Source organism: Flavobacterium sp., from assembly GCF_044357305.1.
GTDB lineage: Bacteria > Bacteroidota > Bacteroidia > Flavobacteriales > Flavobacteriaceae > Flavobacterium.
In genome coordinates this window covers 335,361-361,227 of sequence record NZ_JBIKPS010000001.1, presented here as the reverse complement: position 1 = coordinate 361,227, position 25,867 = coordinate 335,361, and the positions used below count along the sequence as shown (strand labels likewise).

Annotated in this window: 28 protein-coding genes; 15 read left to right on the top strand and 13 right to left on the bottom strand. The window is 34.7% G+C overall.

Annotation, left to right across the window (positions count from 1 at the left end; all coding sequences use genetic code 11):
• Positions 1-59: 59 nt before the first annotated feature.
• On the bottom strand, positions 60-1,004 hold the full coding sequence (locus ACIQ2J_RS01690) for an SPOR domain-containing protein (protein ID WP_396165922.1): 945 nt from the start codon (positions 1,002-1,004) through the stop codon (positions 60-62).
• Between the two features lie 103 nt (positions 1,005-1,107).
• On the opposite strand from ACIQ2J_RS01690, the gene dprA reads away from it, so the two are divergent.
• From dprA to ACIQ2J_RS01675, 3 genes are all read left to right on the top strand, one after another.
• Positions 1,108-2,214, top strand: a complete 1,107-nt coding sequence (gene dprA, locus ACIQ2J_RS01685; RefSeq protein WP_396165920.1) for a DNA-processing protein DprA — start codon at positions 1,108-1,110, stop codon at positions 2,212-2,214.
• A 72-nt stretch (positions 2,215-2,286) separates the two neighbouring features.
• Positions 2,287-3,132: a hypothetical protein gene (locus ACIQ2J_RS01680; protein WP_396165918.1), complete on the top strand. Its 846-nt coding sequence runs from the start codon at positions 2,287-2,289 to the stop codon at positions 3,130-3,132.
• A 25-nt stretch (positions 3,133-3,157) separates the two neighbouring features.
• The gene (locus ACIQ2J_RS01675; protein ID WP_396165916.1) at positions 3,158-3,334 is read left to right on the top strand and encodes a hypothetical protein; all 177 of its coding nucleotides are present in this window, start codon (positions 3,158-3,160) and stop codon (positions 3,332-3,334) included.
• A gap of 29 nt (positions 3,335-3,363) precedes the next feature.
• Here the strand turns inward: ACIQ2J_RS01675 and trpS are convergent, their stop codons facing one another.
• Positions 3,364-4,335 (bottom strand): tryptophan--tRNA ligase, encoded by a 972-nt coding sequence (trpS, locus tag ACIQ2J_RS01670; protein ID WP_396165914.1) that lies wholly within the window; start codon positions 4,333-4,335, stop codon positions 3,364-3,366.
• A gap of 70 nt (positions 4,336-4,405) precedes the next feature.
• Here trpS and ACIQ2J_RS01665 point away from each other — a divergent pair, with 70 nt between their 5' ends.
• Positions 4,406-5,143 (top strand): lysophospholipid acyltransferase family protein, encoded by a 738-nt coding sequence (locus tag ACIQ2J_RS01665; protein ID WP_396165912.1) that lies wholly within the window; start codon positions 4,406-4,408, stop codon positions 5,141-5,143.
• A gap of 75 nt (positions 5,144-5,218) precedes the next feature.
• Here ACIQ2J_RS01665 and ACIQ2J_RS01660 read toward each other — a convergent pair whose 3' ends face one another.
• The 4 genes from ACIQ2J_RS01660 to recA all read right to left on the bottom strand — a co-directional run bounded on the left by ACIQ2J_RS01660 (position 5,219) and on the right by recA (position 8,854).
• Entirely contained in the window at positions 5,219-6,799 is a 1,581-nt protein-coding gene (locus ACIQ2J_RS01660; protein ID WP_396165910.1) for a hypothetical protein, read from the bottom strand.
• A complete protein-coding gene (locus ACIQ2J_RS01655) occupies positions 6,796-7,338 on the bottom strand; it encodes an RNA polymerase sigma factor (protein ID WP_396165908.1) in 543 nt (180 codons plus the stop codon). Before ACIQ2J_RS01655 ends, ACIQ2J_RS01660 begins: the two co-directional genes overlap by 4 nt.
• 10 nt (positions 7,339-7,348) lie before the next feature.
• Positions 7,349-7,759: a hypothetical protein gene (locus tag ACIQ2J_RS01650; protein ID WP_396165906.1), complete on the bottom strand. Its 411-nt coding sequence runs from the start codon at positions 7,757-7,759 to the stop codon at positions 7,349-7,351.
• 90 nt (positions 7,760-7,849) lie between these two features.
• Positions 7,850-8,854 carry a recombinase RecA gene (recA, locus tag ACIQ2J_RS01645; RefSeq protein WP_396165904.1) on the bottom strand — a complete coding sequence of 335 codons (1,005 nt, stop codon included), beginning with the start codon at positions 8,852-8,854 and terminating at the stop codon, positions 7,850-7,852.
• A gap of 139 nt (positions 8,855-8,993) precedes the next feature.
• Here recA and ACIQ2J_RS01640 point away from each other — a divergent pair, with 139 nt between their 5' ends.
• From ACIQ2J_RS01640 to ACIQ2J_RS01630, 3 genes are all read left to right on the top strand, one after another.
• A complete protein-coding gene (locus ACIQ2J_RS01640) occupies positions 8,994-9,725 on the top strand; it encodes a lysophospholipid acyltransferase family protein (RefSeq protein ID WP_396165902.1) in 732 nt (243 codons plus the stop codon).
• Between the two features lie 44 nt (positions 9,726-9,769).
• A complete protein-coding gene (locus tag ACIQ2J_RS01635; protein ID WP_396165900.1) occupies positions 9,770-10,759 on the top strand; it encodes an acyl-ACP desaturase in 990 nt (329 codons plus the stop codon).
• Between the two features lie 67 nt (positions 10,760-10,826).
• A complete protein-coding gene (locus ACIQ2J_RS01630; protein ID WP_396165898.1) occupies positions 10,827-11,471 on the top strand; it encodes an HD domain-containing protein in 645 nt (214 codons plus the stop codon).
• A 7-nt stretch (positions 11,472-11,478) separates the two neighbouring features.
• Here the strand turns inward: ACIQ2J_RS01630 and ACIQ2J_RS01625 are convergent, their stop codons facing one another.
• The 7 genes from ACIQ2J_RS01625 to ACIQ2J_RS01595 all read right to left on the bottom strand — a co-directional run bounded on the left by ACIQ2J_RS01625 (position 11,479) and on the right by ACIQ2J_RS01595 (position 18,265).
• A complete protein-coding gene (locus ACIQ2J_RS01625; RefSeq protein WP_396165896.1) occupies positions 11,479-12,609 on the bottom strand; it encodes an ATP-binding protein in 1,131 nt (376 codons plus the stop codon).
• A gap of 157 nt (positions 12,610-12,766) precedes the next feature.
• Positions 12,767-13,549: an enoyl-CoA hydratase/isomerase family protein gene (locus tag ACIQ2J_RS01620; protein ID WP_396165893.1), complete on the bottom strand. Its 783-nt coding sequence runs from the start codon at positions 13,547-13,549 to the stop codon at positions 12,767-12,769.
• A gap of 243 nt (positions 13,550-13,792) precedes the next feature.
• Entirely contained in the window at positions 13,793-15,259 is a 1,467-nt protein-coding gene (locus ACIQ2J_RS01615; RefSeq protein WP_396165891.1) for a sensor histidine kinase, read from the bottom strand.
• A gap of 84 nt (positions 15,260-15,343) precedes the next feature.
• Complete coding sequence (locus tag ACIQ2J_RS01610; RefSeq protein WP_396166021.1) at positions 15,344-15,892, bottom strand: CopD family protein; 549 nt, start codon at positions 15,890-15,892, stop codon at positions 15,344-15,346.
• A gap of 19 nt (positions 15,893-15,911) precedes the next feature.
• Positions 15,912-16,187: a hypothetical protein gene (locus tag ACIQ2J_RS01605; protein ID WP_396165889.1), complete on the bottom strand. Its 276-nt coding sequence runs from the start codon at positions 16,185-16,187 to the stop codon at positions 15,912-15,914.
• 66 nt (positions 16,188-16,253) lie between these two features.
• Entirely contained in the window at positions 16,254-17,294 is a 1,041-nt protein-coding gene (gene hemH / locus ACIQ2J_RS01600) for a ferrochelatase (protein ID WP_396165887.1), read from the bottom strand.
• A gap of 98 nt (positions 17,295-17,392) precedes the next feature.
• Positions 17,393-18,265 carry a helix-turn-helix transcriptional regulator gene (locus ACIQ2J_RS01595; protein ID WP_396165883.1) on the bottom strand — a complete coding sequence of 291 codons (873 nt, stop codon included), beginning with the start codon at positions 18,263-18,265 and terminating at the stop codon, positions 17,393-17,395.
• Positions 18,266-18,492: 227 nt separating this feature from the next.
• On the opposite strand from ACIQ2J_RS01595, the gene hemA reads away from it, so the two are divergent.
• The 8 genes from hemA (at position 18,493) to hemB (ending at position 25,857) form a co-directional block, all read left to right on the top strand.
• Positions 18,493-19,788 (top strand): glutamyl-tRNA reductase, encoded by a 1,296-nt coding sequence (gene hemA / locus ACIQ2J_RS01590; protein WP_396165881.1) that lies wholly within the window; start codon positions 18,493-18,495, stop codon positions 19,786-19,788.
• Positions 19,772-20,737: a hydroxymethylbilane synthase gene (gene hemC, locus ACIQ2J_RS01585; RefSeq protein ID WP_396165878.1), complete on the top strand. Its 966-nt coding sequence runs from the start codon at positions 19,772-19,774 to the stop codon at positions 20,735-20,737. Before hemA ends, hemC begins: the two co-directional genes overlap by 17 nt.
• A gap of 148 nt (positions 20,738-20,885) precedes the next feature.
• The gene (locus ACIQ2J_RS01580) at positions 20,886-21,437 is read left to right on the top strand and encodes a DUF1016 N-terminal domain-containing protein (RefSeq protein ID WP_396165875.1); all 552 of its coding nucleotides are present in this window, start codon (positions 20,886-20,888) and stop codon (positions 21,435-21,437) included.
• A complete protein-coding gene (locus tag ACIQ2J_RS01575) occupies positions 21,430-22,101 on the top strand; it encodes a uroporphyrinogen-III synthase (protein WP_396165872.1) in 672 nt (223 codons plus the stop codon). The genes ACIQ2J_RS01580 and ACIQ2J_RS01575 overlap by 8 nt, the downstream gene beginning before the upstream one ends.
• A 76-nt stretch (positions 22,102-22,177) precedes the next feature.
• Positions 22,178-23,284 carry a uroporphyrinogen decarboxylase gene (gene hemE, locus ACIQ2J_RS01570; RefSeq protein WP_396165870.1) on the top strand — a complete coding sequence of 369 codons (1,107 nt, stop codon included), beginning with the start codon at positions 22,178-22,180 and terminating at the stop codon, positions 23,282-23,284.
• Between the two features lie 18 nt (positions 23,285-23,302).
• Positions 23,303-23,605, top strand: coding sequence for a hypothetical protein (locus tag ACIQ2J_RS01565; protein WP_396165867.1), 303 nt, complete (start codon positions 23,303-23,305; stop codon positions 23,603-23,605).
• 236 nt (positions 23,606-23,841) lie between these two features.
• Positions 23,842-24,747 carry an oxygen-dependent coproporphyrinogen oxidase gene (hemF, locus tag ACIQ2J_RS01560; protein ID WP_396165865.1) on the top strand — a complete coding sequence of 302 codons (906 nt, stop codon included), beginning with the start codon at positions 23,842-23,844 and terminating at the stop codon, positions 24,745-24,747.
• A 117-nt stretch (positions 24,748-24,864) separates the two neighbouring features.
• Positions 24,865-25,857 (top strand): porphobilinogen synthase, encoded by a 993-nt coding sequence (hemB, locus tag ACIQ2J_RS01555; RefSeq protein WP_396165862.1) that lies wholly within the window; start codon positions 24,865-24,867, stop codon positions 25,855-25,857.
• Positions 25,858-25,867: the final 10 nt, after the last annotated feature.

Sequence of the window (25,867 nt, the reverse complement as noted above, 5' to 3'; positions counted from 1 at the left end):
CCTGCAATTCGTGTCAAAAAAACCATAAAACCAAAAAATCCCGATACCTCGGGATTTTATTATAGTTCTTCAATCAACAACCACGCTTCGGGATTGTGTGATTTTTTTATTTTTTGCATTTCGGTTTGCGCTTCGCTATACGAAGAATAACTCTTATAAATAACAGGATATAAACCGTGTTGATTTTTTGCAATCCTTTTAGCTGGATATTTAAGATGAATAAGCTCCTCGTACATTTTATCCGCATTTTCTTGTTTTAGAAAAGCACCCGCTACAATATGATACGGCATTTTACTGCCTTTTACCGTTAAGGTTACCGCTGGAAGTGGATTAGAAATAAAGAAGGTAGCCTCTTGAATTTTTTGTTCCACTTGTTTTTGTACTTTAGTTTGAACCGCTAAAGTTTCCTCTTGCACTTTTTGTTGGTAATAGTTATTTCCTAAAACCCCTCCAGCACCAAGCAAGCCAGCACTTAAAACAAAGATGGCAGCATATTTCAAGAACGGATTAGAATTTCTTTCTTCAGGAACTAGTGCAATTGGATCTTTTTCTTCTTGTTTTTCAACAACTTGTTGCAAGACTTCTCTTTTAATTGCAGGAGAAACGTAAGTAGTCAACCCAAAAGAATCCGTTAAATAATTCACCGAATCCGAAGGAGTGAAAACAAGATTTTTTTCAGCATTTAAAGAAAAATCACCAACATTTTTTATACTAATTGTTTCTAAATCTTGTAATTTAGATTTCCAATTAAGCACTTGATTTTCAATAATGGCAACTGCTGCTTCGTAAGATATCTTTTCCGATTGGGCAAAATGATTTGCTAATAATCCGTCGTTATTTTTCAAATACGAATTAAAAGAAACCAATTTTTTTGGAGGATAAAACGAATGCAACCCTTCGTGTAACTGCGCCGACTGGATTTCGGTTAAAAAAGCACCAAAGCCAGGAACGGTAACACACTGGTACCGATAGAGTAATTGCGAAATATATAAATCCATCTTCATAATTACAAAATTAAGTATTTAATGGAAAGCGCAAAACTTTATCAACAAATTTTGTTAACAATTTTAATTTATTCCTTATTTTTATACTACACAATTTAAAAGTATGAGCGAAACGGAATTAATACACCTCTTAGCACTATTAAAAATAGAAGGCGTTGGCGATATAGTAGCCAAAAAACTTATTAATCATTGCGGTTCTGCCGAAAAAGTGTTCCAAGCCAAATCCGATTTTTTAAAAAATATTGATGGCGTTGGAGCGGTATTGCTAAAAAAATTAAAAGACAAATCGGTTTTGGATATTGCTCAAAAAGAAATGCAATTTATTAAAGATAATGCTATTTCTTGTTGTTCTTATTTAGATAAAAATTATCCCGAACGTTTGAAACATTGTATTGACGGGCCTGTGGTTTTGTTTTCTTCGGGAAACATAAATTGGAACACCCGAAAAGTAATTAGCATTGTGGGCACCCGCCAAGTTTCGTCTTACGGCATGGAATTTTGCAAAAAATTAATTCAAGATCTTGCTCCTTTAAACCCCATTATCGTTAGCGGATTTGCCTATGGCGTAGATATTGTTGCCCACCAAGCCGCAATGGATAACAATTTGCAAACCATAGGTGTTTTGGCCCATGGATTGAATCAAGTATATCCTAAAACACATAAAAAATACTGTGCCAAAATGGAAAAAAACGGTGGTTTTCTTACCGAATTTTGGAGTACCTCCAATCCAGAGAAAGAGAATTTTGTAAAAAGAAACCGTATTGTAGCAGGAATTTCCGAAGCAACTATTGTAATAGAAAGCGCCGAAAAAGGAGGCTCTCTAATTACTGCAATCTTAGCAAATGAATATAACAGAGATGTTTTTGCGGTGCCCGGTAGAACTTCCGATAAATACAGTCAAGGTTGTAATAATTTGATAAAAACCCAACGTGCGCATTTATTGACTTCGGCTGCCGATATTTTATATATCTTGAATTGGGAACTAGAAACTAAAGAGGAAAACCAAGGCATCCAAAAACAACTATTCGTTTCTTTGGATGAAATAGAACAGAAAATTTATGATTATTTGCTTCAAAATGGCAAAACAGAAATTGATATTATTGCGCTAGAATGTGACTTCCCAATTTTTAGAATCTCCTCTTTTTTGATAAATATGGAATTAAAAGGGGTAATACGACCACTTCCAGGTAAATTGTTTGAGGCGATTTAAACATTAATTTGTAAATAAATTAGGACAAAACAATTAAAATTATATTTTTGCTTTTCATTATTTTTTTTTCTTATGAATAGTATTGAATTATTTGAAGCCGCAGGTATTTACCAAGAAAATGCTACCGAATTTGTTTTAGAAGACACTCTAAAAGTTTCCAAATATATAGATCTACAAAAAATACAGAATCCAAATTTGGGTACTACGGTTGCATCTAATTTGACAGAAGCCCTAAAAAATTATCCTAACGAACTTTGGTTTATTGCCTATAATAGAATACTATACAATTTTTTCGCAAAAACAAATCATTCCCGAGGCAGGTTTAGTACCGATAGAGTTGTTTCGGTTTCCAATGAAGCGATTCAAGCATTTATTGCAAAGTTTTTGCTTGACGAATTGGACTCCTATTTCGAACAAAAAGTAGCCCACGGAAAGTTTGAAGAAATAGATGATTTTCTAGTTGTGAAAGAATATTTACCACAAAAATCATTAGAAAAATTAGAAGTAAAACTTTCAGAAAAATTTGATTTTGTATTACAAACGTTGGAGCAAAACCCTTCGGTAAATGAGGCAATCAGTATAAATTTTATAAAATACCGAAGTTTTTACGATTTACTATCTCATTTTAAATCGCCACAAATAGACGAAAAAATAAAAGCGTTATTATCAAAATTTACTCCTTTCTCTAATTTCGGAATCCAAACCGAATACAATAATTCCATGAAAATGGCAATGGCTAATTATAAGACAAACGATCACGATTTAGCTAATCTTTTGAAAATGAATAAAGAAGATACTATTGCGAGAACCCAAAAGACCTCCTCTAGCAGTAGTTCGGCATTAACTACAGGAGGAACTATTGCTTTGGTTATTATTGTAATTCGATTACTATTATTGATGGTGCGTTGTAGTCAGTAGATTTTTTAAACTTTAAATAGTAATAATGATGAACTGGAATGTATTAAAAACTGAAGTAGATTACAAAAATGCTTCAATAAGATTAATGGAAATATTCCACGCTAAACCTAATACACCAGAGGGTGACGAGTTGGATTTATTAATTGTTTTAGTAAAAGATTATGATGATATTCATAATAATTTACAAGAATTAGACTCCTAAAATAAAATCTCTGTAAATTTTGGTTGTCTTTACTCAAATCCTAGTTTCACTCTAACTTTTTGCAATACTTCATTAGCAACTAAATGCGCTTTAGCAGCCCCTAGTTTTAGCAAACTGTCTACTTCGACACGATTAGAAATGTAGTAATTATATTTTTCTCTTTCGGTTTTAAATTTTTCGCAAATAAGTTCAAAAAGTGCTTGTTTTGCATGACCATAACCGTAATTTCCACCAAGATAATTTTGTCTCATGGCAGCAATTTCTGCTTCGGTAGCAAGTAATTTGTAGATACCAAAAACGTTACAAGTATCTGGATTTTTAGGGTCTTCTAGAGGCGTACTATCACTTTCAATACCCATAACTTGCTTGCGCAATGCTTTATCATCAATAAAAATATTGATAAGATTGCCACGGGATTTACTCATTTTTTGACCATCCGTTCCAGGAACGTACATGGTTTCTTCTTGTACTTTCCCTTCCGGAATTACAAAGGTTTCTCCCATTTGATGATTGAATCTAGAAGCCACATCTCGAGTAATTTCGATGTGTTGCATCTGGTCTTTTCCAACCGGAACAAAATTAGCATCGTATAATAAAATATCGGCAGCCATTAGCATCGGATACGAAAAAAGTCCAGCATTTACATCGTCCAATCGGTCGGCTTTATCCTTAAAAGAGTGGGCTAATTTTAATCTTTGATAGGGGAAAAAACAACTCAAATACCAAGATAATTCGGCAGTTTGCGGCACATCACTTTGTCGGTAAAAAGTCACTTTATTAACGTCCAATCCACAAGCCAACCAAGCAGCAGCAGTACTGTAGGTATTGTTGCGTAGGGTTTCACCATCTTTTATTTGCGTAATCGAATGCAAATCGGCAATAAAAAGAAACGATTGGTTTTCGGGATTTTCAGATAATTCAATTGCAGGGATAATTGCCCCCAAAAGGTTTCCTAAATGTGGGGTTCCGGTGCTTTGAACTCCAGTGAGTATTTTTGCCATTGTAAATTTATTTAATGCAAAGTTAAACCTTTGTATTAAAATTACCTTACTATTCCTTATTTTTGACCTTATGAGAATAGTAAAAATTATTTTTTGGACTCTTTGGCGCATTTGGTTTTACATTCTAATGGGTTTTTTCATTGTGTTGATGTTCCCTTTTTTGGTAATTTCGATTCTGAGAGAAGAATGGTACCAGTATTTTTTTGTAATGGCACGAATATGGGCAAAAGGAATCCTTCTCGGAATGGGATTTTATTATAAAGTAGACCGGGAGCAAGAATTGGAATTGCGAAAAAGTTACATGATTGTAGCCAACCACACCTCTATGATTGACATTATGTTGATGTTGGCTATTGAACGAAATCCGTTTGTTTTTGTAGGCAAAAAAGAATTGGCTAAGATTCCGTTATTTGGTTTTTTTTATAAAAGAACCTGTATTTTGGTGGATAGAAATAGTTCTAGAAGCCGCTTTGAAGTATACAATCGTGCCCAAAAAAGACTCAGCCAAGGCCTTAGCATCTGTATTTTCCCAGAAGGTGGCGTTCCCGACGAATCGATAGTTTTAGACGAATTTAAAGATGGTGCTTTTCGTTTGGCAATAGAACATCAAATACCCATAGTTCCGATGACTTTTGCCGATAATAAGAAACGATTATCCTACACTTTTTTTAGTGGATCTCCAGGGCTGTTACGAGCCAGTGTGCATACTTCTATAGAAACAGAAGGTAAGACTTTAGACAATCGAAAAGAAGTTAAAGACAAGACAAGAACTATAATTTTAGACCAACTAAATAAATACAATCCATAAAAAAGAGCGCTAACTAGGCGCTCTTTTTCGTCATTGCCTGAAAAACAATGACAACTTAACTAATTATAATCATAACTAAAAAGAATATAGTATACCGGAGTATACTCCAAAAATATAAGGTTTAAAATTACCAGAATCATTACTAAATGTATTCCATTGGTATTTTATAATAGGCTCAATTCGTGCATCTAAATTCTTGAACAAGCCGTATTTTAATCCCAAACCTAAATTTCCACTAAAGTGAACTTGGTTTAAATTATTAGCATCTCCTATTTTTAAATTTAAATCCTGCGATTGCAAATAAATTTCATTCCTATTCAAAACCATAGTACTCATTCCTCCAATAACATCAATGCCAAATTTTTTATTTAAAACTGTATAAGTCAATTCCAAAGGCATTTCAATATAGCCAAACTTTTGATTCAAACTACCTTCTGATCTTTGACTAATTTTATTTAACGGAGATCTTACATTATTCAAACTTTCAATAGTTATTAAAGAACCTGCCGCATTAGGATTTAAATTATTCAATTTACCATTAACACTAGCGAAGTTGTTTTGGTAATATACAATTCTGGTAGTTGTATATTCTATATTCAAAACATTTACCCCAGTTCGCACTTTCAGTTTTTTGTTAATTACATAATTTACTCCCAAACCATAACTGGTATTATTAGCGGTATAGGCCTTGTCGTTGGTGTCTAATTTTGCGTCCAGTGGGGATCCTTTAGAAGTAGAACTAAAGTAAACTGGGGCAAGATTGGAAGAAAGTTGCCAACGATTTAATTTTGCTTTGGTAATCGTCGTTGCAGAATCTTTTTCTTTTAGTAATTCTTCTAGCGCATTTGGCACTACAGCTGCAACTTTTATAGAATCTGTTTTTAGATTTAAAGTCGATTCCGATTTTATATTTGGATTAACTCTTGATTTTTCTTTTTCTGAAGAAATAGTATTGTAAACGATATTTTCTTTTTCTGAATTAGAATTCGGAATAGTACTTTCTGCTTTGGATTTTTTTGTTTTTATTCTCTCATTAACAGCCGAAGCAATAGCATTTTTAGACGTTACAAAATGCGATTTATTTCTGGATTTTGTTACTTTAGATTTGGTATAAGCAACAGCGGCAGTCTTTTTTTTACTTGATGTAAGAATAGATTTTTTATTTATTTTTCTAGTATAATTATTATTTTCCGAAGTTGCTACAGCGGTTTTAGAAACCACTTCCGAATTCTTTTTTAAATTTGATTTTTTAAATTTAGAGGTGTTTTTTAAATGGCTATCTTCGTTTGTAACTCCATTTGCAACAACCGCATTTAAAGTAGATTTTTCATTATTAGAAACTGCAATTTCTTTGTTTTTTTCAAATGTAGTTTCGGAATTAGAAGCATCTACTTTCTTTGGAATTTCATTTTCTTGATGTGCAACAGTAGTACCATTATTTGGTAAAGTTTCCGATTCTTTATGATACACCAAAAGCCCTATAACTAAGGCTGCGGCAACACCTGAAAGTCTCCACCAAAATGGGAGAATTCTTCGTTTTTTTTTCTTTTCTTCCAATTTTCTTTTGATATTTTCCCAAACTAGTTCGTTTGGTTGCATTTCAAAATTTTCAAAATTTTCTTGAAAAAGTTTATTTATATTTTTTCTTTCACTCATTTTATAGAGGGCATTTTTGCGCTACCAGTAGTGGTTTCTATTTTTTCTTTTAATATCATTTTTGCTCTTGCTAAATTCGATTTGGAGGTTCCAACACTTATTCCTAGAGCCGTTGCTATTTCTTGATGGGTATAATTTTCAAAAACATTTAAGTTAAAAACCAATCGATACCTATCGGGCAATTCCTGAATTATCTTCATTAAAAACTCGGTCGAAATTTCGGAATCTATTTCTACCTCAATTTCTTCGGGAGTGTTTTCATCAATTATACTTAAAAAACTTTTATTTCGATATTGCTGTAACACATGGTTAATCATAACCCTTTTTATCCAGCCATCAAATGAACCTCGAAATTCAAATAAATCTATTTTTTCAAATACCAATAAAAACCCGTCTTGTAAATGATCTTGCGCTTCGGCGTAACTCCGTGAATATTTCAAGCATACCGAGAACATCTTTGGAGCAAATTGCCGGTAAAGTAGTTCTTGTGCTTTAATATCATTTTTTTTGCAATCATTTATAAGTTGATCTATTGTCAAATTAATTTCATTAATGATTAACTATTGCATCGTATTCTATAAACTGATCCACTCCTTGAGCATCCGTACTAGTCCAAAACTTAAAATGATAGGTCCCTAAATTGGCTGGTTTAAATTTTAAAATTGCCGTGTAAGATAATTGACTTGGTGGACAAGCAGTACCTCCATTTTGTTTAAATGCAATAATTGCAACCGTTCTATTAAGCCCACTTCTTTCGTAATAAAAATCATAGAAAGAATGGCAAACCGTTGGGCGAATATATTGTACTTGAATTTCAGTGATGCTGTCTTTGGCATATTTTACAGGTATAGTTACTTGACTAACTGGCAATGTTTCTAAAGTTTCTGTTGGCTCATCGAATTTAGGCTCACAGGATACAGTTAAAAATCCAACGGCTAAAAGTAAATAAATGTATTTCATGGTTATTCGTATTTTTATTGTTAGATGCAAAATAGTAAAAAAGGTTGCGTTAAATATAAAAAAAATCACGCTCAAGGCGTGACTTAATTTTTAAGCATTATTTTCTTTAATAATTGCTTTTATTTTTACTTCTAATTCGTCTGCTAATTCTGGGTTGTCTTTAATTAAAGCTTTCACAGCATCTCTTCCTTGACCAAGTTTGGTTTCACCATAACTAAACCAAGATCCCGCTTTTTTAATTACTTCAAATTCAACCGCTAAATCTAAAATCTCTCCCGTTTTAGAAATACCTTCTCCATACATGATGTCAAATTCTGCCACTTTAAATGGTGGAGCCACTTTATTTTTAACCACTTTTACTTTGGTTCTATTCCCTATTACGTTATCCCCATCTTTTATTTGAGAAGAACGGCGAATATCCAAACGAATGGAAGCATAAAATTTCAATGCATTTCCCCCAGTGGTAGTTTCTGGATTTCCAAACATTACTCCGATTTTCTCTCTCAATTGGTTGATAAAGAAAACGGTACAATGTGTTTTGCTAATGGTTCCTGTTAATTTTCTTAGGGCTTGCGACATTAAACGCGCATGTAATCCCATTTTAGAATCTCCCATTTCGCCTTCAATTTCACTTTTAGGAGTTAAGGCAGCAACCGAGTCAATGACTACAATATCAATTGCACCCGAACGAATTAAATTCTCAGCAATTTCTAATGCTTGTTCCCCATTATCGGGTTGTGAGATGATAAGGTTTTCAATATCTACTCCTAATTTTTCAGCATAATTTCTATCAAATGCGTGTTCCGCATCAATAAATGCAGCAATTCCACCTGCTTTTTGAGCTTCAGCAATTGCGTGAAGCGTCAAGGTAGTTTTACCAGATGATTCTGGTCCGTATATTTCTATAATTCTACCTTTAGGATATCCATTTACGCCTAACGCTAAATCGATTCCTAGAGACCCAGACGAAATAGTTTCTACTTCTTCAATGGCCTTATCGCCCATTTTCATTACAGTTCCTTTTCCGTAAGTTTTGTCTAATTTGTCTAAAGTAAGCTGTAATGCTTTTAATTTAGCTTCTTTTTCTGAACTCATTTTTTCTTTCATTTAAATTGCTCGTATTTTTCGTAAAAATAATTATTTTTTTTGAAGTAAAAGAAGTTTATCAAAATGAGTTTTAAACAATTCTAACCAAAATATATTTCTTATTTTTACAAACAAATTTTTTACTCCTATGGAAAAGTTACTTTCCTATCCAATTTCGGCTGTTTATTACCTTTGTTTCGGACTTTTTTTGGCCGTTTTTCATCCCATTCAGTGGATTTGTTTTAACGTTTTTGGATACCAAGCACATAAAAAAAGTGTTGATTATTTAAATTTTTTTTTAGTTCGATGTACGAATATTCTTGGAACTACTTATACATTTAAAAACAGAGAATTAATTCCAGAAAATGTACCCGTTATTTTTGTAGCAAACCACCAAAGTTTGTATGATATCGTAGGGATAATTTGGTATTTAAGAAAACACCATACTAAATTTGTAAGTAAAAAGGAACTAGGAAAAGGAATTCCGAGTGTGTCGTATAATTTGCGTCACGGAGGCTCTATTCTTATAGATAGAAAAGATCCAAAACAAGCGATTCCTTTAATTAAAGGTTTGGCAGAATATATTGAAATTAATAATCGTTCAGCAGTAATTTTTCCAGAAGGTACCCGAAGTAAAGACGGAAAACCAAAAGAATTCGCACAAAGTGGATTAAAAATTCTCTGTAAATACGCGCCTTCGGCTTATGTTGTGCCAATTTCTATCAATAATTCGTGGAAAATGGTTAAATTTGGACCTTTTCCTATGGGATTAGGAAATAAATTGGAATTTATCATCCACGAACCTTTAGCTATTAAAGACTATCCGTTTGCAGAATTAATAACCAAAACAGAAGAAACAATAATAAAATCCTTATATTAGGAATACGAAATAGTTTAATACCCAAAATCTTAAATTTAAAATAAATGTCGATAACTAATATCCGTTTGGAAGTAATGCAGTTTTTAGAAAAAAACGTTGATTCTTTCATAGATCAATTTTTAATTCCAGTGGAAAAAATATGGCAACCGTCTGATTTTTTGCCCGATTCTCAAAGCGATACTTTCTTCGAAGACGTTAAAGAATTAAGAGAAATTGCTAAAGAGTTACCCTATGATTTTTGGGTAGCCATGGTTGGTGATACCATTACCGAAGAAGCGCTTCCTACTTACGAATCTTGGTTGATGGAAGTGGAAGGAATTGATAATTTAGAACGCAACGGCTGGTCCAGATGGATTCGCCAATGGACTGGAGAAGAAAATCGTCATGGCGATTTGCTTAATAAATACCTTTATTTGTCGGGGCGTGTAAACATGCGCGAAGTAGAAATGACTACGCAACATTTAATCAACGACGGCTTTGATATTGGAACTGGGAGAGACCCTTATAAGAATTTTGTATATACCAGTTTTCAAGAATTGGCAACCTACGTCTCGCATAATAGAGTTTCGCAAATTGCAAAACAATATGGCGATAACAAACTTTCTAAAGTATGCAAAATGATTGCTGGCGATGAAATGCGCCACCACCATGCGTACAGCGAATTTGTAAATCAAATTTTTAAAGTTGACCCAAGCGAAATGATGTTGGCGTTTCAATACATGATGAAACAAAAAATTACTATGCCAGCACATTTTTTAAGAGAATCTGGTCAATCTATTAGTACTGCTTTCAATCAATTTTCAGATTCTGCACAAAAACTTGGGGTTTATACCGCCAATGATTATGTAGATATTATGCAGAAACTTATTGAAAAATGGCAAATTGATAAAATTGGTAGTCTTACGGATGAAGCTGAAAAAGCAAGAGATTATTTAATGAAATTACCTGCTAGAATGGCTAAAATTTCGGAAAGATTAGTGCTTCCTGAAGAAACGCATATTTTTAAATGGGTACAACCCGCATTAATTAGTTAGAAAAAATAATTAAAAAGATACCGAATCCTTTCCTTTAATAAGAAAGGATTTTTTTACCCCAAATTTTATGTCGATATTAGATAACACCATCCTTTTTGTAAAAGAAAGACTACAAAATGCCGAAGCGGGGCACGACTGGTTTCATGTAGAACGAGTGTATAAAAATGCATTATTAATTGCTAATGCGGAAGAATGCAATTTAGAAATTGTAAAACTTGGAGCATTATTGCACGATATTGCCGATAGTAAATTTCATAATGGGGATGAAACTATAGGTCCAAAAATGGCGCGTGAGTTCTTAGAATCTCAAAAAGCATCCGAAGAGGTTATTGCTCATGTGGTTCAAATTATTAAAAATATTTCATTTAAAGGTGGCAATTTCGAAATGAAATTCTTCTCTAAAGAATTGGAAATTGTGCAAGATGCTGACCGATTAGATGCTCTTGGAGCTATTGGAATTGCACGCACCTTTAATTACGGAGGATTTAAAAACCGCCCTTTGTATCTTCCAAATATTCCGCCAAATTTGCACATGACTAAAGAGGAATATAAAAATAGTGAAGCACCAACGCTGAATCATTTTTATGAAAAACTTCTTTTACTAAAAGATAAAATGAATACCGAAACTGGAAAAAAAATTGCTTTAGAACGGCATAAATTCATGGAAAATTTCCTTTCGCAGTTTTATGCCGAATGGGAAGGGGAGAAATAGATTTAATTTATTTTAAATCAATCAATAAGAAATCCCAGAAATTCTCTTTATGAATTACTTGAGTTGATTTTGGATGGTATTTTTCGGTGAAGGATTTCGTAAATTTTACGGTTATATTTGGACTGTATTTTATTTCAAATGCTTCGATTTCGTTGTTTTTAACTTCCAGATAATCTATTTCTGCTTGCTGTGTATTGCGCCAAAAAAAAGTATCTTTATATTGATTTTCTTGCGATAATTTTTTCTTTCTTTCGCTGATAATAAAATTTTCCCATAATGCGCCAACATCGTCTCGAAGTTCAATTGGCGAGAAATTTTTAACTATTCTATTTCGTAATCCATTGTCCCAGAAATATACTTTCCTTCCTTTTTTTAGTTCATTATCTTGATTTTTGCTAAACGCATTTAGACTAAAAACGATAAAGTTTTTTTCGAGGATGTCAATGTATTTTTCAACGGTCAATCTATTTATTCCTAAATCATTAGCCAAGGAAGAATATTTTATTTCACTTCCAATTCTATGCGCCAATATTTGGACTAGACGTTGTAAAGTGCTTGATTTTTTTATGCCTTCTAGATTCAAAATATCCTTATACAAAAAGCCGTCTACCAAATCATTCAGTATTTTTTCTTCTTTTCCAGGATTATTCACGACTTCGGGATAGTAGCCGAATATTAATCGATGCGGTACTAATCTTGTTTCTTCTACAAAATTAGTATGATGCACCATTTCTTGATAACTAAACGGAAAAAGATGCATTTCTTCTTTTCGCCCAACCATGCTTTCTTTGGTTTTATCTGCGAGTTCAAAGGCACTACTACCAGATGCAATTACTTGAATTTCAGGGAAATTATCTACCATCCGTTTTATTAACAAACCAATATTATGCACCATTTGAGCCTCATCAATCACTAGAATTTTTTTATCTCCTACTAATGCTTTTAATCTATCGGTTGTAATGTTTTCTAGTAAAAGATTGGTGTCTGGCTCATCACCATTTAGCCATAAATAGGGATAGTTGCGAATTGTATTTTTTATCAAAGAAGTTTTACCTACTTGCCTTGCGCCAAATAGTAGTATTGCTTTTCCTTTAAAAAGATAGGAATCTATTTCTTTTTGTTGCGTTCTATTTATCATTTTACACCTATTTACAATGCAAATATATAATAAAATGATATTACAATATCAAAAAAGTATAATAAAATGATATTACAATATCAAAAAATTATAATAAAATGATATTTGAAATTTTTTTTTAACTGAACACTGAACACTGGAGACTGAACATTTACCCTTAATTTCCTTTAAAAGCGGCCTTTCTTTTTTCCAAAAAAGCAGTAGTTCCTTCTTTAAAATCGTCGGTACCGAAGCAATCTCCAAAGTTTTGAATTTCGGTTTCAAAACCATTCACTCCATCTTTAAAATTATCGTTTACAGATTTTATAGCTTTGCCAATGGCAACTGGAGAGTTTCTCATAATACGTTGCGCCAAGGTTTTTGTAAAATCTAAAAGTTCGGCTTGTGGCACCACATGATTGACTAATCCTGCTTTGTAGGCATCTTCGGCAGTTATCATTCCGGCAGTCATAATCATTTCCATGGCGCGACCTTTTCCAACAAGTTGCGGTAAACGTTGGGTTCCACCATAACCTGGGATGACTCCAAGAGAAACTTCGGGCAAGCCCATTTTGGCATTATCAGAGGCCACTCGGAAATGGCATGCCATGGCTAATTCCAATCCGCCTCCAAGTGCAAATCCGTTCACGGCTGCAATTACGGGAGTACTTAAATTTTCAACAAAATCAAATAATAATTCTTGTCCTTGTTGTGCTAATTTTGCTCCTTCTTCAATTGAAAAATGTGCAAATTCTGAAATATCGGCACCAGCAACAAAGGCTTTTTCTCCTTCGCCAGTAAGGATAATCACTCTAATTTCGGTGTTGTTATTTAAACTTTCCAAACCATCGTGCAACTCTTTAATAGTGGCAACGTTTAGAGCATTTAATTTAGATGGGCGATTGATGGTGATTTGCCCAATTCCGTTTTCGGAGGTAATAAGAATGTTTTCGAAGGTCATAATTTGTTTTTTTAAACACGAATTTCACCAATTGTCACGAATTTATTATTTAGATAATTTCACAAATTGTAAATGGTGCAAATTTGTATTGGTTTTATGTTTTGTTTTTAATTTTATTTTCACAAAAGGACTTTTCTGTTTAGCCCCGATTGCAGCGGAAATCCTCGCCATTTTTCTTGGCGAGATTGCAGCGAAAAGCGGGAACGATGTTTACTAAAATGCCCAAACGGTTCGCTACAAATTTTAAATTACAGGAAGGGAAACAATAAAAGTGGTTCCTTTTCCGGGCTGGGTTTCAAATGTAATAGTTCCTTTGTAATTTTCAATGATGTTTTTAATAATTCCTAAACCAAGTCCCATACCGCTGTTTTTGGTGGTGAATTTTGGTTCGAAAATGCGCTCCATATTTTCGGATTCTATTCCTATTCCGTTGTCTTTCACGGTTATATTTACCATATTATCTACTCGTTTTACGGCTACCACAATCGATTTTTGTTCTTGCTCTTCGGGGATGGCTTGAATGGCGTTTTTGACCAAATTGGTGATGATTCGAACCAATTGGGTTCGATCCATGATGGTGATGATTTCTTCTTCTTCGCTTTCAAAATGAAGGTATTCTTCGTTGAAAATTTCTAGAGAAAATTCTACAACTTCCACCACATTTAAAGTTTCATTTTGCTGTGCAGGCATGGAGGCAAAGTTAGAAAATGCCGATGCCACCGAACTCATAGTGTCAATTTGCTGAATCAATGTTTTGGAATAATCGTTTAGTTTTTGTTTCAAATCGGGATCTTCTGGATCAAATTTTCGTTGGAAACTTTGCACGGTCAATCGCATTGGTGTAAGCGGATTTTTAATTTCGTGGGCCACTTGTTTCGCCATTTCGCGCCAAGCCTGCTCTCTTTCGGATTGCGCCAGCATCGTGGCACTTTCTTCTAGTTTATCCACCATTCTATTGTAGGCGTTAATCAAGGAATTAATTTCGCGACTGTTGGCTTCAATGACAATTTTTTCATTCTTTTGATCCAGACTCGTCTGGTTAATTTTGTCTGAAATGGTTTTTAACGATTTGGTGATATAACTCGCAAGAAAATACGCCAAAGCAAAGGCAATAATCAACATAAAAAAGTAAACCTGACTCAATCGCACTAAGAAATCCTGAATTTCATTTTCGTAAAAACTGTCGTCTTCTACATAAGGTAAATTCAATATTCCGAGGGGTTTGAACTTGTCGTCTTTAATTTGGCTAAAGGAAGAACGAATTTTTACGCCATCGACACTTTTAATATCTACATAGCGCTTTTCGATAGACGATTGCACCAATTTAACAACGTATTTTGGAATGGGAGGCGAAACATTATCTACAGAAAAGGAGGCTTTGGAGGTTTTTAATAGATTTCCGGTAAGACTATAAATGTTTATTTCTACATTATGAATATCGGATAATTCATGAATTTTATCCTTAAAAATATAAGGAAGATTTCTCTCGGTAAGTGGATAAGTGGTATTGGATAAAATGTAGTTGATGTGTTCTTTTACCGCATCTTCTTTTCGGTCAAGTCGTTCTTGGTGGTACCTTCGGGCTTCGTTTTTAAACTGAATCACCGATATGGACGCCATTAAAATAGAGGCAATTAATATCAATACAATCATCGATAGGAAAATCCTAATTCGAAGGGAAAGCATAGACATTTTGAAGCCGTTAAACATAGTGTTCGGTTTTCAGTGTTCAGTGTTCAGTGTTCAGTGCTCAGTGTTCAGTGCTCAGTTTAACTGAGCACTGAGCACTGAACACTATTTTTTCTCTCGTATTCTCTTATAAAATTTAAATCCAAGCATTATCAAAACTGAAAATAAAACAATTCCGATTACGCCATAAATCCAATTGAAAGCATTTTTTAAAATTACTAAAAAAACTACTGCAAATAAAATAATAGTAGCACCTTCATTCCAAAGGCGCATAAAATTGGAAGTATAGTTGAATTGATCGTTTTGTAATTGCTTGTAAATTAAATGGCATTTCCAATGGTATAAATACAATAGAAATACAAATCCTAGTTTGACATGCATCCAAGGCATGTGCAACCAAGCATTTCCTAAGTTGGTAAAAAACAACATCCAAAATGCAAAAATACTTGCTAAAATGGCGCTTGGCCAGGAAATAATATACCAAAGTCGGTACGTCATTATTTTGTATTGCTTTAGCAAAATTTCCTTTTCTGGCGATGGTTTGTCGTTGGCTTCTATTTGATAAACAAACAACCGAACGATGTAAAACAACCCTGCAAACCAAGTTACTACAAAGATGAGGTGAAGGGATTTTAGGTAGTTGTAGAGTTCCATTTCCATTTAAGAAATTAAATTATTTTTTATTTCCATTGTCTTTTTTGTCAAGTTCGGGTGAAGAATGAATTCTAGAAAGAAAATTTATCGTTCCAGTAGATTTGTATTTTTTATTAGCAAGTCTTATCCCTAAATATAAACCTACCGCAATTACAATTAAAGAAATTACTAATCCTAATGTGTTTTGAAAATTATAATAAATTATAAAACCAATAAAAGAACTTATTAGTATTGGAGAGATCATTATTTGAACCCAACCGATAAGTTCAATAATATTTTCTAAAATCTTTTTCATTACATTTATATTATAGTCCTCTCTTTATTTGTCTATTTCTATTCTCTTTTTTCTATTCTCTTTTTTCTATTCTCTTTTTTCTATTCTCTTTGAAACTCTTTGAAACTCCTTTACCCAACTCGCCACAACGCCGCACCATTCGTCTTCATCATTCATACACGGAATGGCCATAAATTCTTTACCGCCATGATGCATAAATTGTTCGTTGGCTTCCATAGCAATTTCTTCCAAAGTTTCTAAACAGTCGGCAACGAAAGCTGGAGTTACAACCGCTAATTTCTTAATCCCTTGTTCTGGCATTTTGTTTACTTCCACATCCGTATAAGGCGTTAACCATTTGTCGCCTGCTAATCGAGATTGGAATGTTTGGCTGTATTTTCCTTCTGGAATTCCGAGTAATTTAACCACTTGTTTTGTAGTTTCATAACATTGATGACGGTAACAAAATTCATGTGCTGGCGAAGGCGCATTACAACAAGAACCATCAATTTTACAATGGGATTTGGTTATGTCTGTTTTGCGAATATGACGCTTCGGAATACCATGGTAAGAAAACAATAAATGATCATAATCAAATCCTACCAAATGTCTTTTTATCGAATTGGCTAAAGCCTGAATATAATCGGGTTTGTTGTAAAAAGCAGGAACATTGGTGAATTTCATTTCTGGAAAATGTTTCTGACGCAATTCTTCTGCCAAAACCACGATGGTGGTTGTAGAAGCCATAGCATGCTGCGGATATAATGGCATCAGCATTACTTCGGATACTCCTTTATCTTTCAATTCTTGCAATCCTTTTAGAATGGTCATGGTGCCATAACGCATCGATAACGCAACAGGAATGTCAACTAATTGCTGTACTTTCTGGTGCATTTTTTTTGAAAAAACAATCAATGGTGAGCCATCGCTAGTCCAAATTCGAGCATAAGCTTCGGCTGATTTTTTGGGACGTGTTTGTAAAATAATTCCACGAACCAATAAAGCTCTTAATAAAAATGGAACGTCAATAACGTATTTGTCCATTAAAAATTCATCTAAATACGGCTTAACATCTTTAGCCGTTGGGCTTTCTGGCGAACCAAGATTTACTAGTAATACTCCTTTCATAGTATGATTTAATTTTTGCTAAAAGTAATTATTCTTACTTTTTTATGTTTGTGATTAACAATTTTTTATTTATTGTTTGATATAGGAAATTGATCGAATTACGTATTCGGATTTATTGACATTAAATATTTTTTTGGCGTAGTTGCAAATTTTTTCTTGAAGGCAGCAATAAAATGACTTCCGGTGCTGTAGCCAATTTTCAAACCCACTTCATTTACGTTATAAGATCCGCTGTCTAATAGTTGACGGGCATAATCCATTTTATAATCCAAAAGAAAACCATAAACGGTATCGCCGTAAATTTGTTTGAAACCCATTTTTAGTTTTTTCAAACTCAATCCTACCTGCTCTGCCAATTCTTCCAATCCAGGAGGTTCGGCCATATTGGTAATGATAATTTCTTTCGCCTTTTTAATTTTCATTACATTTTCTTCATCAATCAAAAAAGGGCATTGCTCAGCATCTGGGTCTTCCGAACGGTTGAAATACAAACTCAACAATTCGTATCCTTTACCTTTATAGTAAAGATTTTTTATAGATGGATTTAAATTATAATGAAATAACTGACTTAAAACAATAGCCATAGAAGGGCTGATATCGCTTTCGGTATAGTATTTTCGGTCTTTATTTTCGGCACTTAAAAACGGAATACTGCCAGTTTCATTAGAAAATAAGGCATGAAATTTTTGAATGGAAATAATAACAGAAATCACCCAAGTAGTAGGAGCGAGTTCTAAATTTAACGGTAATTCTTTTTGTGGATTGTAAAACAAAAGCGCTTTTTCATCTTTTAAATCCAATGCATAACCTCCTTCGTTAAATACGAATTTTGCTTTCCCTTTAATTCCAAAATGAAATTGGATAAGTCCTTGATTGACATGTCGTTTTACATGATAATTTTCGTTTCCATCATTTTGAAATCGAATTAAAATAAAATCATTTTCAATTTTAATTTCTTCTTGTGAACCCATAGCGATGTTTTTTTATTGGAAATCAATAATTTACCCTTATTTCTATTTAGAATTAATCTATATAGTAAGATTGAAACTACTTGATTTCCCTACAAATTTAAAATAAATAACGATAAAAATACATTTTATTGGAATAAATTCTCACAGCGACACAAAAAGTACTTCTGGCGTTACTTTTGTAAAAGGGTTAGTAATAAATTTGCCTAACTTTTAGGTAAAAGCCAAATATGGAAAACGAAAACACATCTAAGTCTACTACTTTCTACTCTGTTGGATTGAGCTACAAGAAAGCGGATGCCGAAATGCGAGGGAAATTTAGTTTAGATGCTAAAGCCAAAACCAATTTATTGGAGCAAGCCAAAAACGAAGGTGTGGAATCGTTAATCGTTACTTCTACTTGTAATAGAACCGAAATTTATGGTTTTGCTCAACATCCTTTTCAATTAATAAAATTACTTTGCGAAAATAGCCAGGGCACGGTGGAAGAATTTCAAAAAGTAGCCTTTGTGTATAAAAAACAAGAAGCAATCCACCACATGTTTCGCGTAGGAACAGGTTTAGATAGCCAGATTCTTGGTGATTTTGAAATTATTAGTCAATTAAAAATCGCTTTTGCCGAAAGTAAAGCAAAGTTTTTAGCCAATGCTTTCATGGAACGATTGGTGAATGCCGTAATTCAATCGAGTAAAAAAATAAAAAACGAAACCGAGATTTCTTCTGGAGCCACCTCCGTTTCTTTTGCCTCTGTGCAATACATTTTTAAAAATGTAGAAGACATTGCCAATAAAAACATTTTGCTTTTCGGAACCGGAAAAATAGGAAGAAACACTTGCGAAAATTTGGTAAAACACACCAAACACGAACAAATTACGCTTATTAATAGAACCAAAGATAAAGCCGAAAAATTAGCGCAAAAACTGAATGTAATTGTAAAAGATTACGCCGATTTACAATTGGAAATTCAAAAAGCAGATGTAATTGTAGTTGCCACTGGAGCGCAAAACCCAACAATAGACAAAACCCTTTTGAATCTTAAAAAACCACTTCTTATTTTAGATTTGTCAATTCCTAAAAATGTAAATGAAAACGTCAAAGACATTCCAGGAGTTACTTTAGTTCACATGGATCATTTGTCGCAAATGACGGATGAAACTTTAGAAAGAAGAAAACTACATATCCCGGCTGCCGAGGCTATCATTGAAGAAATTCAAGCCGAATTCATTTCTTGGAACAAAAACCGAAAATTCGCACCAACCATTCACGCTCTAAAAGAAAAATTTAATTCTATTAAAGATGGCGAATTGAACTTCCAACGCAAAAAATTATCTAATTTTGACGAAGAGCAAGCGGAATTAATAAGCAATAGAATCATCCAAAAAATCACCAACCATTTCGTTAACCATTTAAAAGATGGTGAATCGATGGACGAAGGAATTGAATGGATTGAGAAAGTATTCCAAATAAGCCCCCTAGCCCCGGAAGCGGGAATTTTAATAAAAGAGTTCAATGAGTTACAAAGATAACGCCGCAACTATTCACCCTTCGGGGGCTAGGGGGCCAATAAGAATAGGAACCCGAGATAGTGAATTAGCACTTTGGCAAGCACACACGGTTCAAAAACAATTAAACGATTTAGGTTATAAAACCGAAATCGTAGCCGTAAAATCTCAGGGCGACCTCCTCCTAGAAAAACCGCTTTACGAACTCGGAATCACCGGAATTTTCACCAAAACTTTAGACATTGCCATGATAAATGGCCAGGTCGATATTGCCGTCCATTCCATGAAAGACGTTCCAACCGCTTTGCCAATCGGAATTGTACAAGCCGCAGTTTTAGAAAGAGCAAACGTTTTAGACATTTTGGTCCACAAAGGATCTACCGATTTTCTAAAAACAAATGCAACCATTGCCACCGGAAGTCTACGCCGTCAAGCCCAATGGTGGAACAAATACCCAAACCACACGGTTGTTGATTTACGCGGAAATGTAAATACCCGTTTGCAAAAACTCGAAGACAACACCTGGAACGGAGCCGTATTTGCAGCAGCAGGATTAGAACGTTTAAACCTAAAACCCGAAACCAACGAGGCTCTCGATTGGATGATTCCCGCACCAGCACAAGGCGCAATGGTGGTTGTTGCCATGGCAGAAGACGCCTTTACACTAGACGCTCTTGCACAGCTTAACCACATCGAAACCGAAATTTGCACCTATATAGAAAGACAATTTCTAAAAACCCTCGAAGGCGGATGCACCGCACCAATTGGCGCCATTGCACAATACAACGAGAAAGAAGACACCATCCATTTCAAAGGAGTTTTGCTTTCCATCGACGGAAAACAAAAATTAGAAACCGAGAAATTGGTAGATATTTCCGAATGGAAAAAACTAGGATTCCATGCCGCACAAGAAATTTTAAATAATGGTGGTGCCGAATTGATGCGTCAAATTAAAGAGCAGTTAAAAAAATAGGAGCGAATGGTTCGGGCATTTTAGTAAACCATTTTCCCGCTTTCCGTTTCAATCTTTTTCAACTCCGACAGAGTTTAAAACTCTGTCGGAGTTAAAAAAGGATTTCCTCTGCAATCGGGGCTAGACAGTAAACGAATTACATAAAATTATGAATACCAAAGACAAAATAGAACCATCCCAATACCAACATTTATTAGTTGAAGTTGCTGGTTTGGTTCAAAGTCATCGTATTCAAGCCGTGCAATCGGTACAAACAATTTCTAATCAATTATATTGGAATATTGGAGAACTCATTATAAAAAAACAACAAGAATTTGGTTGGGGAAATTCAGTTATAGAATCATTAAGTAAAGATTTACCCAACTTAATTGGAGAAGGAATTAGTTGGTCTACTCGTAATCTTCAATTTATGAGACAATTAGTTTTAGAGTATTCAAATGTGAATCAAGCTGCTTCACATTTAGAAATTTCAAATGTGAAACCAGCGGTTTCACATTTAGATTATATTAAAACACTGGTTTTAAACACACCTTGGAAACACAATATTACGATATTTCAAATAGAAGTGGAGTATGCTTTAAAAAGCGTAAATAAACCAATTGGAGTTTCCGAATATGTATTAAGCAAACAGTTACCTAAGGAATTTATTGGTAAATTGCCAACTTCAGAACAATTTAAAAGCATTTGGAACAATGGCTAAAAAACCCAACATATTATCCACCAAAAAACTTCTACCAAACCAAAAGCAACTATTGATAGATGCTGCTATATCGGTAACGGAAGAAGATTTCATCGAAACCAAAATCAAGAATTTTGAACTTTCTAAAGTTTATGACAACATAATTTTCACCAGTCAAAACGCCGTACAAAGTATTTTACAACATCCAAAATGCAACGAATTAAAAACAAAAAGTGTTTTCTCTGTTGGCATGAAAACCAAAGATTTACTAACTGAAAACGGATTTGATGTTGTTGCCTATACCGGCTACGCCTCCGATTTGGCAGAGATAATTTCCTTAGTGTATTCGTCGGATTCGTTCACCTTCTTCAGCGGAAATTTACGTCGCGATGTATTGCCCGACACCTTAAAAGAAAACGGAATAACCTTCAACGAAATTGAAGTTTACGAGACGAATATAACCTCCAAGAAAGCCACCTCTAAACTAGATGGCATCTTGTTTTTCAGTCCATCGGGAGTAGAAAGTTATTTTAAATCGAATACCATAAAAGAGGAAATGTGTTTCTGTATTGGCGAAACCACCGCAGAAGCATTAGAAAATAAAAAAGTAAAAAACATTATAATTGCAGACAAACCATCGGTTGAAAATGTAATTGCAGAAGTTATAGAATATTACAACCATTAATACTTCGCGAATTTGTGACTTTGCGAGAAATACTTCGTCAAATTCGACAAAATTCGTGAAAAAAAATCACAACAAAATGATCAAGAACGACCTTTTCCTAAGAGCCTTAAACAACGAAACTGTAGAACGTCCACCCGTTTGGATGATGCGCCAAGCCGGAAGATATTTACCCGAATTCAGAGCCTTAAGAGACAAATACGATTTTTTCACCCGTTGCGAAACCCCAGAATTAGCAGCTGAAATCACCGTGCAACCCATTCGAATTGTAAAACCAGATGCGGCAATTTTATTTTCCGATATTTTGGTAGTACCTCGCGCTATGGGAATTCACGTCGAGTTGAAAGACAATTTAGGGCCAATCATTCCCAATCCAATTCGGACGATGGAACAAGTCAACCAAGTTTTTGTTCCAGATGTTCACGAAACTTTAGGGTACGTTTTTGACGCCATCAAATTAACCAAAGAAATGCTAAACGATGAGGTACCACTCATTGGTTTTGCAGGTTCTCCTTGGACTATCTTCTGTTACGCAGTGGAAGGAAAAGGATCTAAAAGTTTTGATACTGCCAAGGGATTTTGTTTTTCAAACCCAATTGCAGCACACACTTTATTGCAAAAAATTACGGATACAACGATTTTATATTTAAAAGAAAAAGTAAAAGCAGGTTGCAACGCCATCCAGATTTTCGATTCTTGGGGCGGTATGTTATCGCCAGTAGATTACCAAGAATTCTCTTGGAACTACATCAACCAAATTATTGAAGCAATAGCCGATGAAACCGACACTAAAAATTCTTTTTCCGCTGAAAAAAAGTCGGTTCTTGACGACCTTGGGCAAAAAACTGAAAAGTCGTCAAAAACCAAAGTAATTGTTTTCGGAAAAGGATGTTGGTTTGCTCTTGGTGAAATGGCACAATCTAAAGCCGCAGCACTTGGTGTAGATTGGACATGTTCTCCAAGAAATGCTCGTTATTTAACAGGTGGAAAAATCACCTTACAAGGAAATTTCGATCCAAGCCGTTTGCTTTCTCCAATTCCAACCATCAAAAAAATGGTTCATGAAATGATAGACGAATTCGGAAAAGACAATTATATAGTAAATCTTGGTCACGGAATTTTACCAAACATTCCTGTAGATCACGCCAAGGCATTTGTGGAAGCGGTGAAAGAGTATAACCAATAAGATGAAAGCAAAAAATTGATGAAAATTAAAATTAGTAATAAATTAAATATTATTCCAATTTCTCTATATTTAACGTGGATAGGATTTGTATTGTATTTTTTCTTTTTTCAGATAATTTCTTTTTCAAAAGAAACTCCATGCGGTGCAGGATACATGATGATTGGCTTACCCATTTTTACTTTTGTTTTTTCTTTGATTGCATTATTATTAATTGCAATTATTAATTTGTTTTCAAAAAAGAAATATTATACAGATTATGAATTTATTTCAATCCCTTTTTTTGCTTTAATAGTAATTATGGTATTTATAATGCTTATTTAAATGAAAGACAAATTCTACAAATACATATAAACCTCCAAACCAAATCACCTCAAAACTTGATGAAATTGATTTTATGATTAAATTTTAAAAATAAATTTTATGACTAAAGAAACCGCAATTAAATTATTTGAGTTGTCCGAAAAAATCGGACAGTTGAAATGATTTATCAAAACAAATTCGATTTCTAAACGGTTACAAATTATAACCGACTGAAACTAAAAAATGTATTATTTTAAATGAAAGACAAATTCTACAAATACATACTAAACCTCCAAGACCAAATCACTTCTAAACTAGAAGAGATTGATGGTGGTGCCAAATTTCGTGAAGATATTTGGGAGCGACCAGAAGGCGGTGGCGGACGAACACGAGTAATTGAAAACGGAAATGCCATCGAAAAAGGAGGCGTAAACATCTCGGCAGTACACGGAAAATTACCCGACTCCATGCAAAAACTCTTCAACGTTGGTGAAGCCGATTTCTTTGCCTGCGGATTGAGTTTGGTAATCCATCCTAAAAACCCAATGGGACCAACGGTTCATGCCAATTGGCGGTATTTCGAAATGTACGACGACAACGGAAACGTAATCAATTCCTGGTTTGGTGGCGGACAAGATCTAACCCCTTATTATTTATTTGAAGAAGACGGGGTCCATTTTCATCAAACCTGTAAAACCGCTTGTGACAAACACAATCCAGAGTTTTACCCAAAATACAAAAAGCAATGCGACGCCTATTTTTGGAACGCTCACAGAAATGAAGCCCGAGGCCTTGGCGGATTATTCTTTGATTATTGCAAAGCAACCGAAGCCATGAAAATGGAAGATTGGTTTAATTTTGTAACCGAAGTTGGCGATAGTTTCCTAGAAGCCTATGCTCCAATTTTAGAACGAAGAAAAGATTTACCCTACACACCAGAACAACGAACTTGGCAAGAAATCCGACGAGGACGTTACGTCGAATTCAATTTAGTACACGACAAAGGCACCCTTTTCGGACTAAAAACCAACGGCCGAATAGAAAGTATTTTAATGTCCTTACCACCCCATGTGCAATGGCATTACGACCACCATCCAGCAGCAGGAAGTGAAGAAGAAAAATTAATTCAAGTATTAGAATCACCTATTGACTGGATAAATTAAACCATTAAGAAAATTAAGTCTAATTCTTAATTAAACTTAATACCTTAATGGTTCAAAAAATAGTAATAACAACTTCGCTTTGCGCCTTTGCGCCTTCGCGAGAAAAAACAAAATAGTATGTTCCCATTACAAAGACCTAGAAGATTACGCGTTAACGAATCCATAAGAAGTTTAGTTCGCGAAACCACCTTAAGCCCTTCCGATTTCATGTTCCCAATGTTCATTGCCGAAGGCGAAAATTACCAACTAGAAATCCCTTCCATGCCCGGAATTTTCCGTCGCTCTATAGACCTAACCGTTCAAGAAGTTAAGGAATTATTCGCTTTAGGAATCCGTGCCGTAAACATTTACGTAAAAGTCGACGAATCCCTAAAAGACAACACCGGAAAAGAAGCCTGGAATCCCAACGGATTGATGCAACGCGCCATCCAAGCCATAAAAACCGCTTGTCCCGAAATGATTGTCATGCCCGATGTGGCTCTAGATCCCTATTCCATTTATGGTCACGACGGAATCATCGAAAATGGCGACATTGCCAACGATGCCACCAACGAAGCCCTAGTAAAAATGGCAGTTTCCCATGCACAAGCAGGAGCCGATTTTGTAGCACCCAGCGACATGATGGATGGCCGAGTTCTAAGATTGCGCCAAGGTTTAGACGCAGCAGGCTTCCAAAATGTGGGCATCATGAGTTATTCCGCCAAATATGCCTCGGCATTTTACGGTCCGTTTCGCGATGCTCTCGACAGCGCCCCAGTGGATAATGCAGAAATTCCAAAAGACAAAAAAACCTATCAAATGGACTATGCCAACCGCCTAGAAGCCATCCGAGAAGCCCTTATGGACGTCGAAGAAGGTGCCGACATGGTCATGGTAAAACCTGGAATTGCCTATCTCGACATCGTTCGCGAAGTAAAAAATGCCGTAAATGTTCCCGTGACCGTTTTCCACGTTTCAGGCGAATACGCCATGATAAAAGCCGCTGCAGAAAGAGGTTGGCTCGACCACGACAAAATCATGATGGAGCAATTAATGTGCATCAAACGCGCAGGAGCAAGCCTAATTTCGACTTATTTTGCCAAAGAAGCCGCGATTATTCTTAATAAGTAGGAGCGAATGG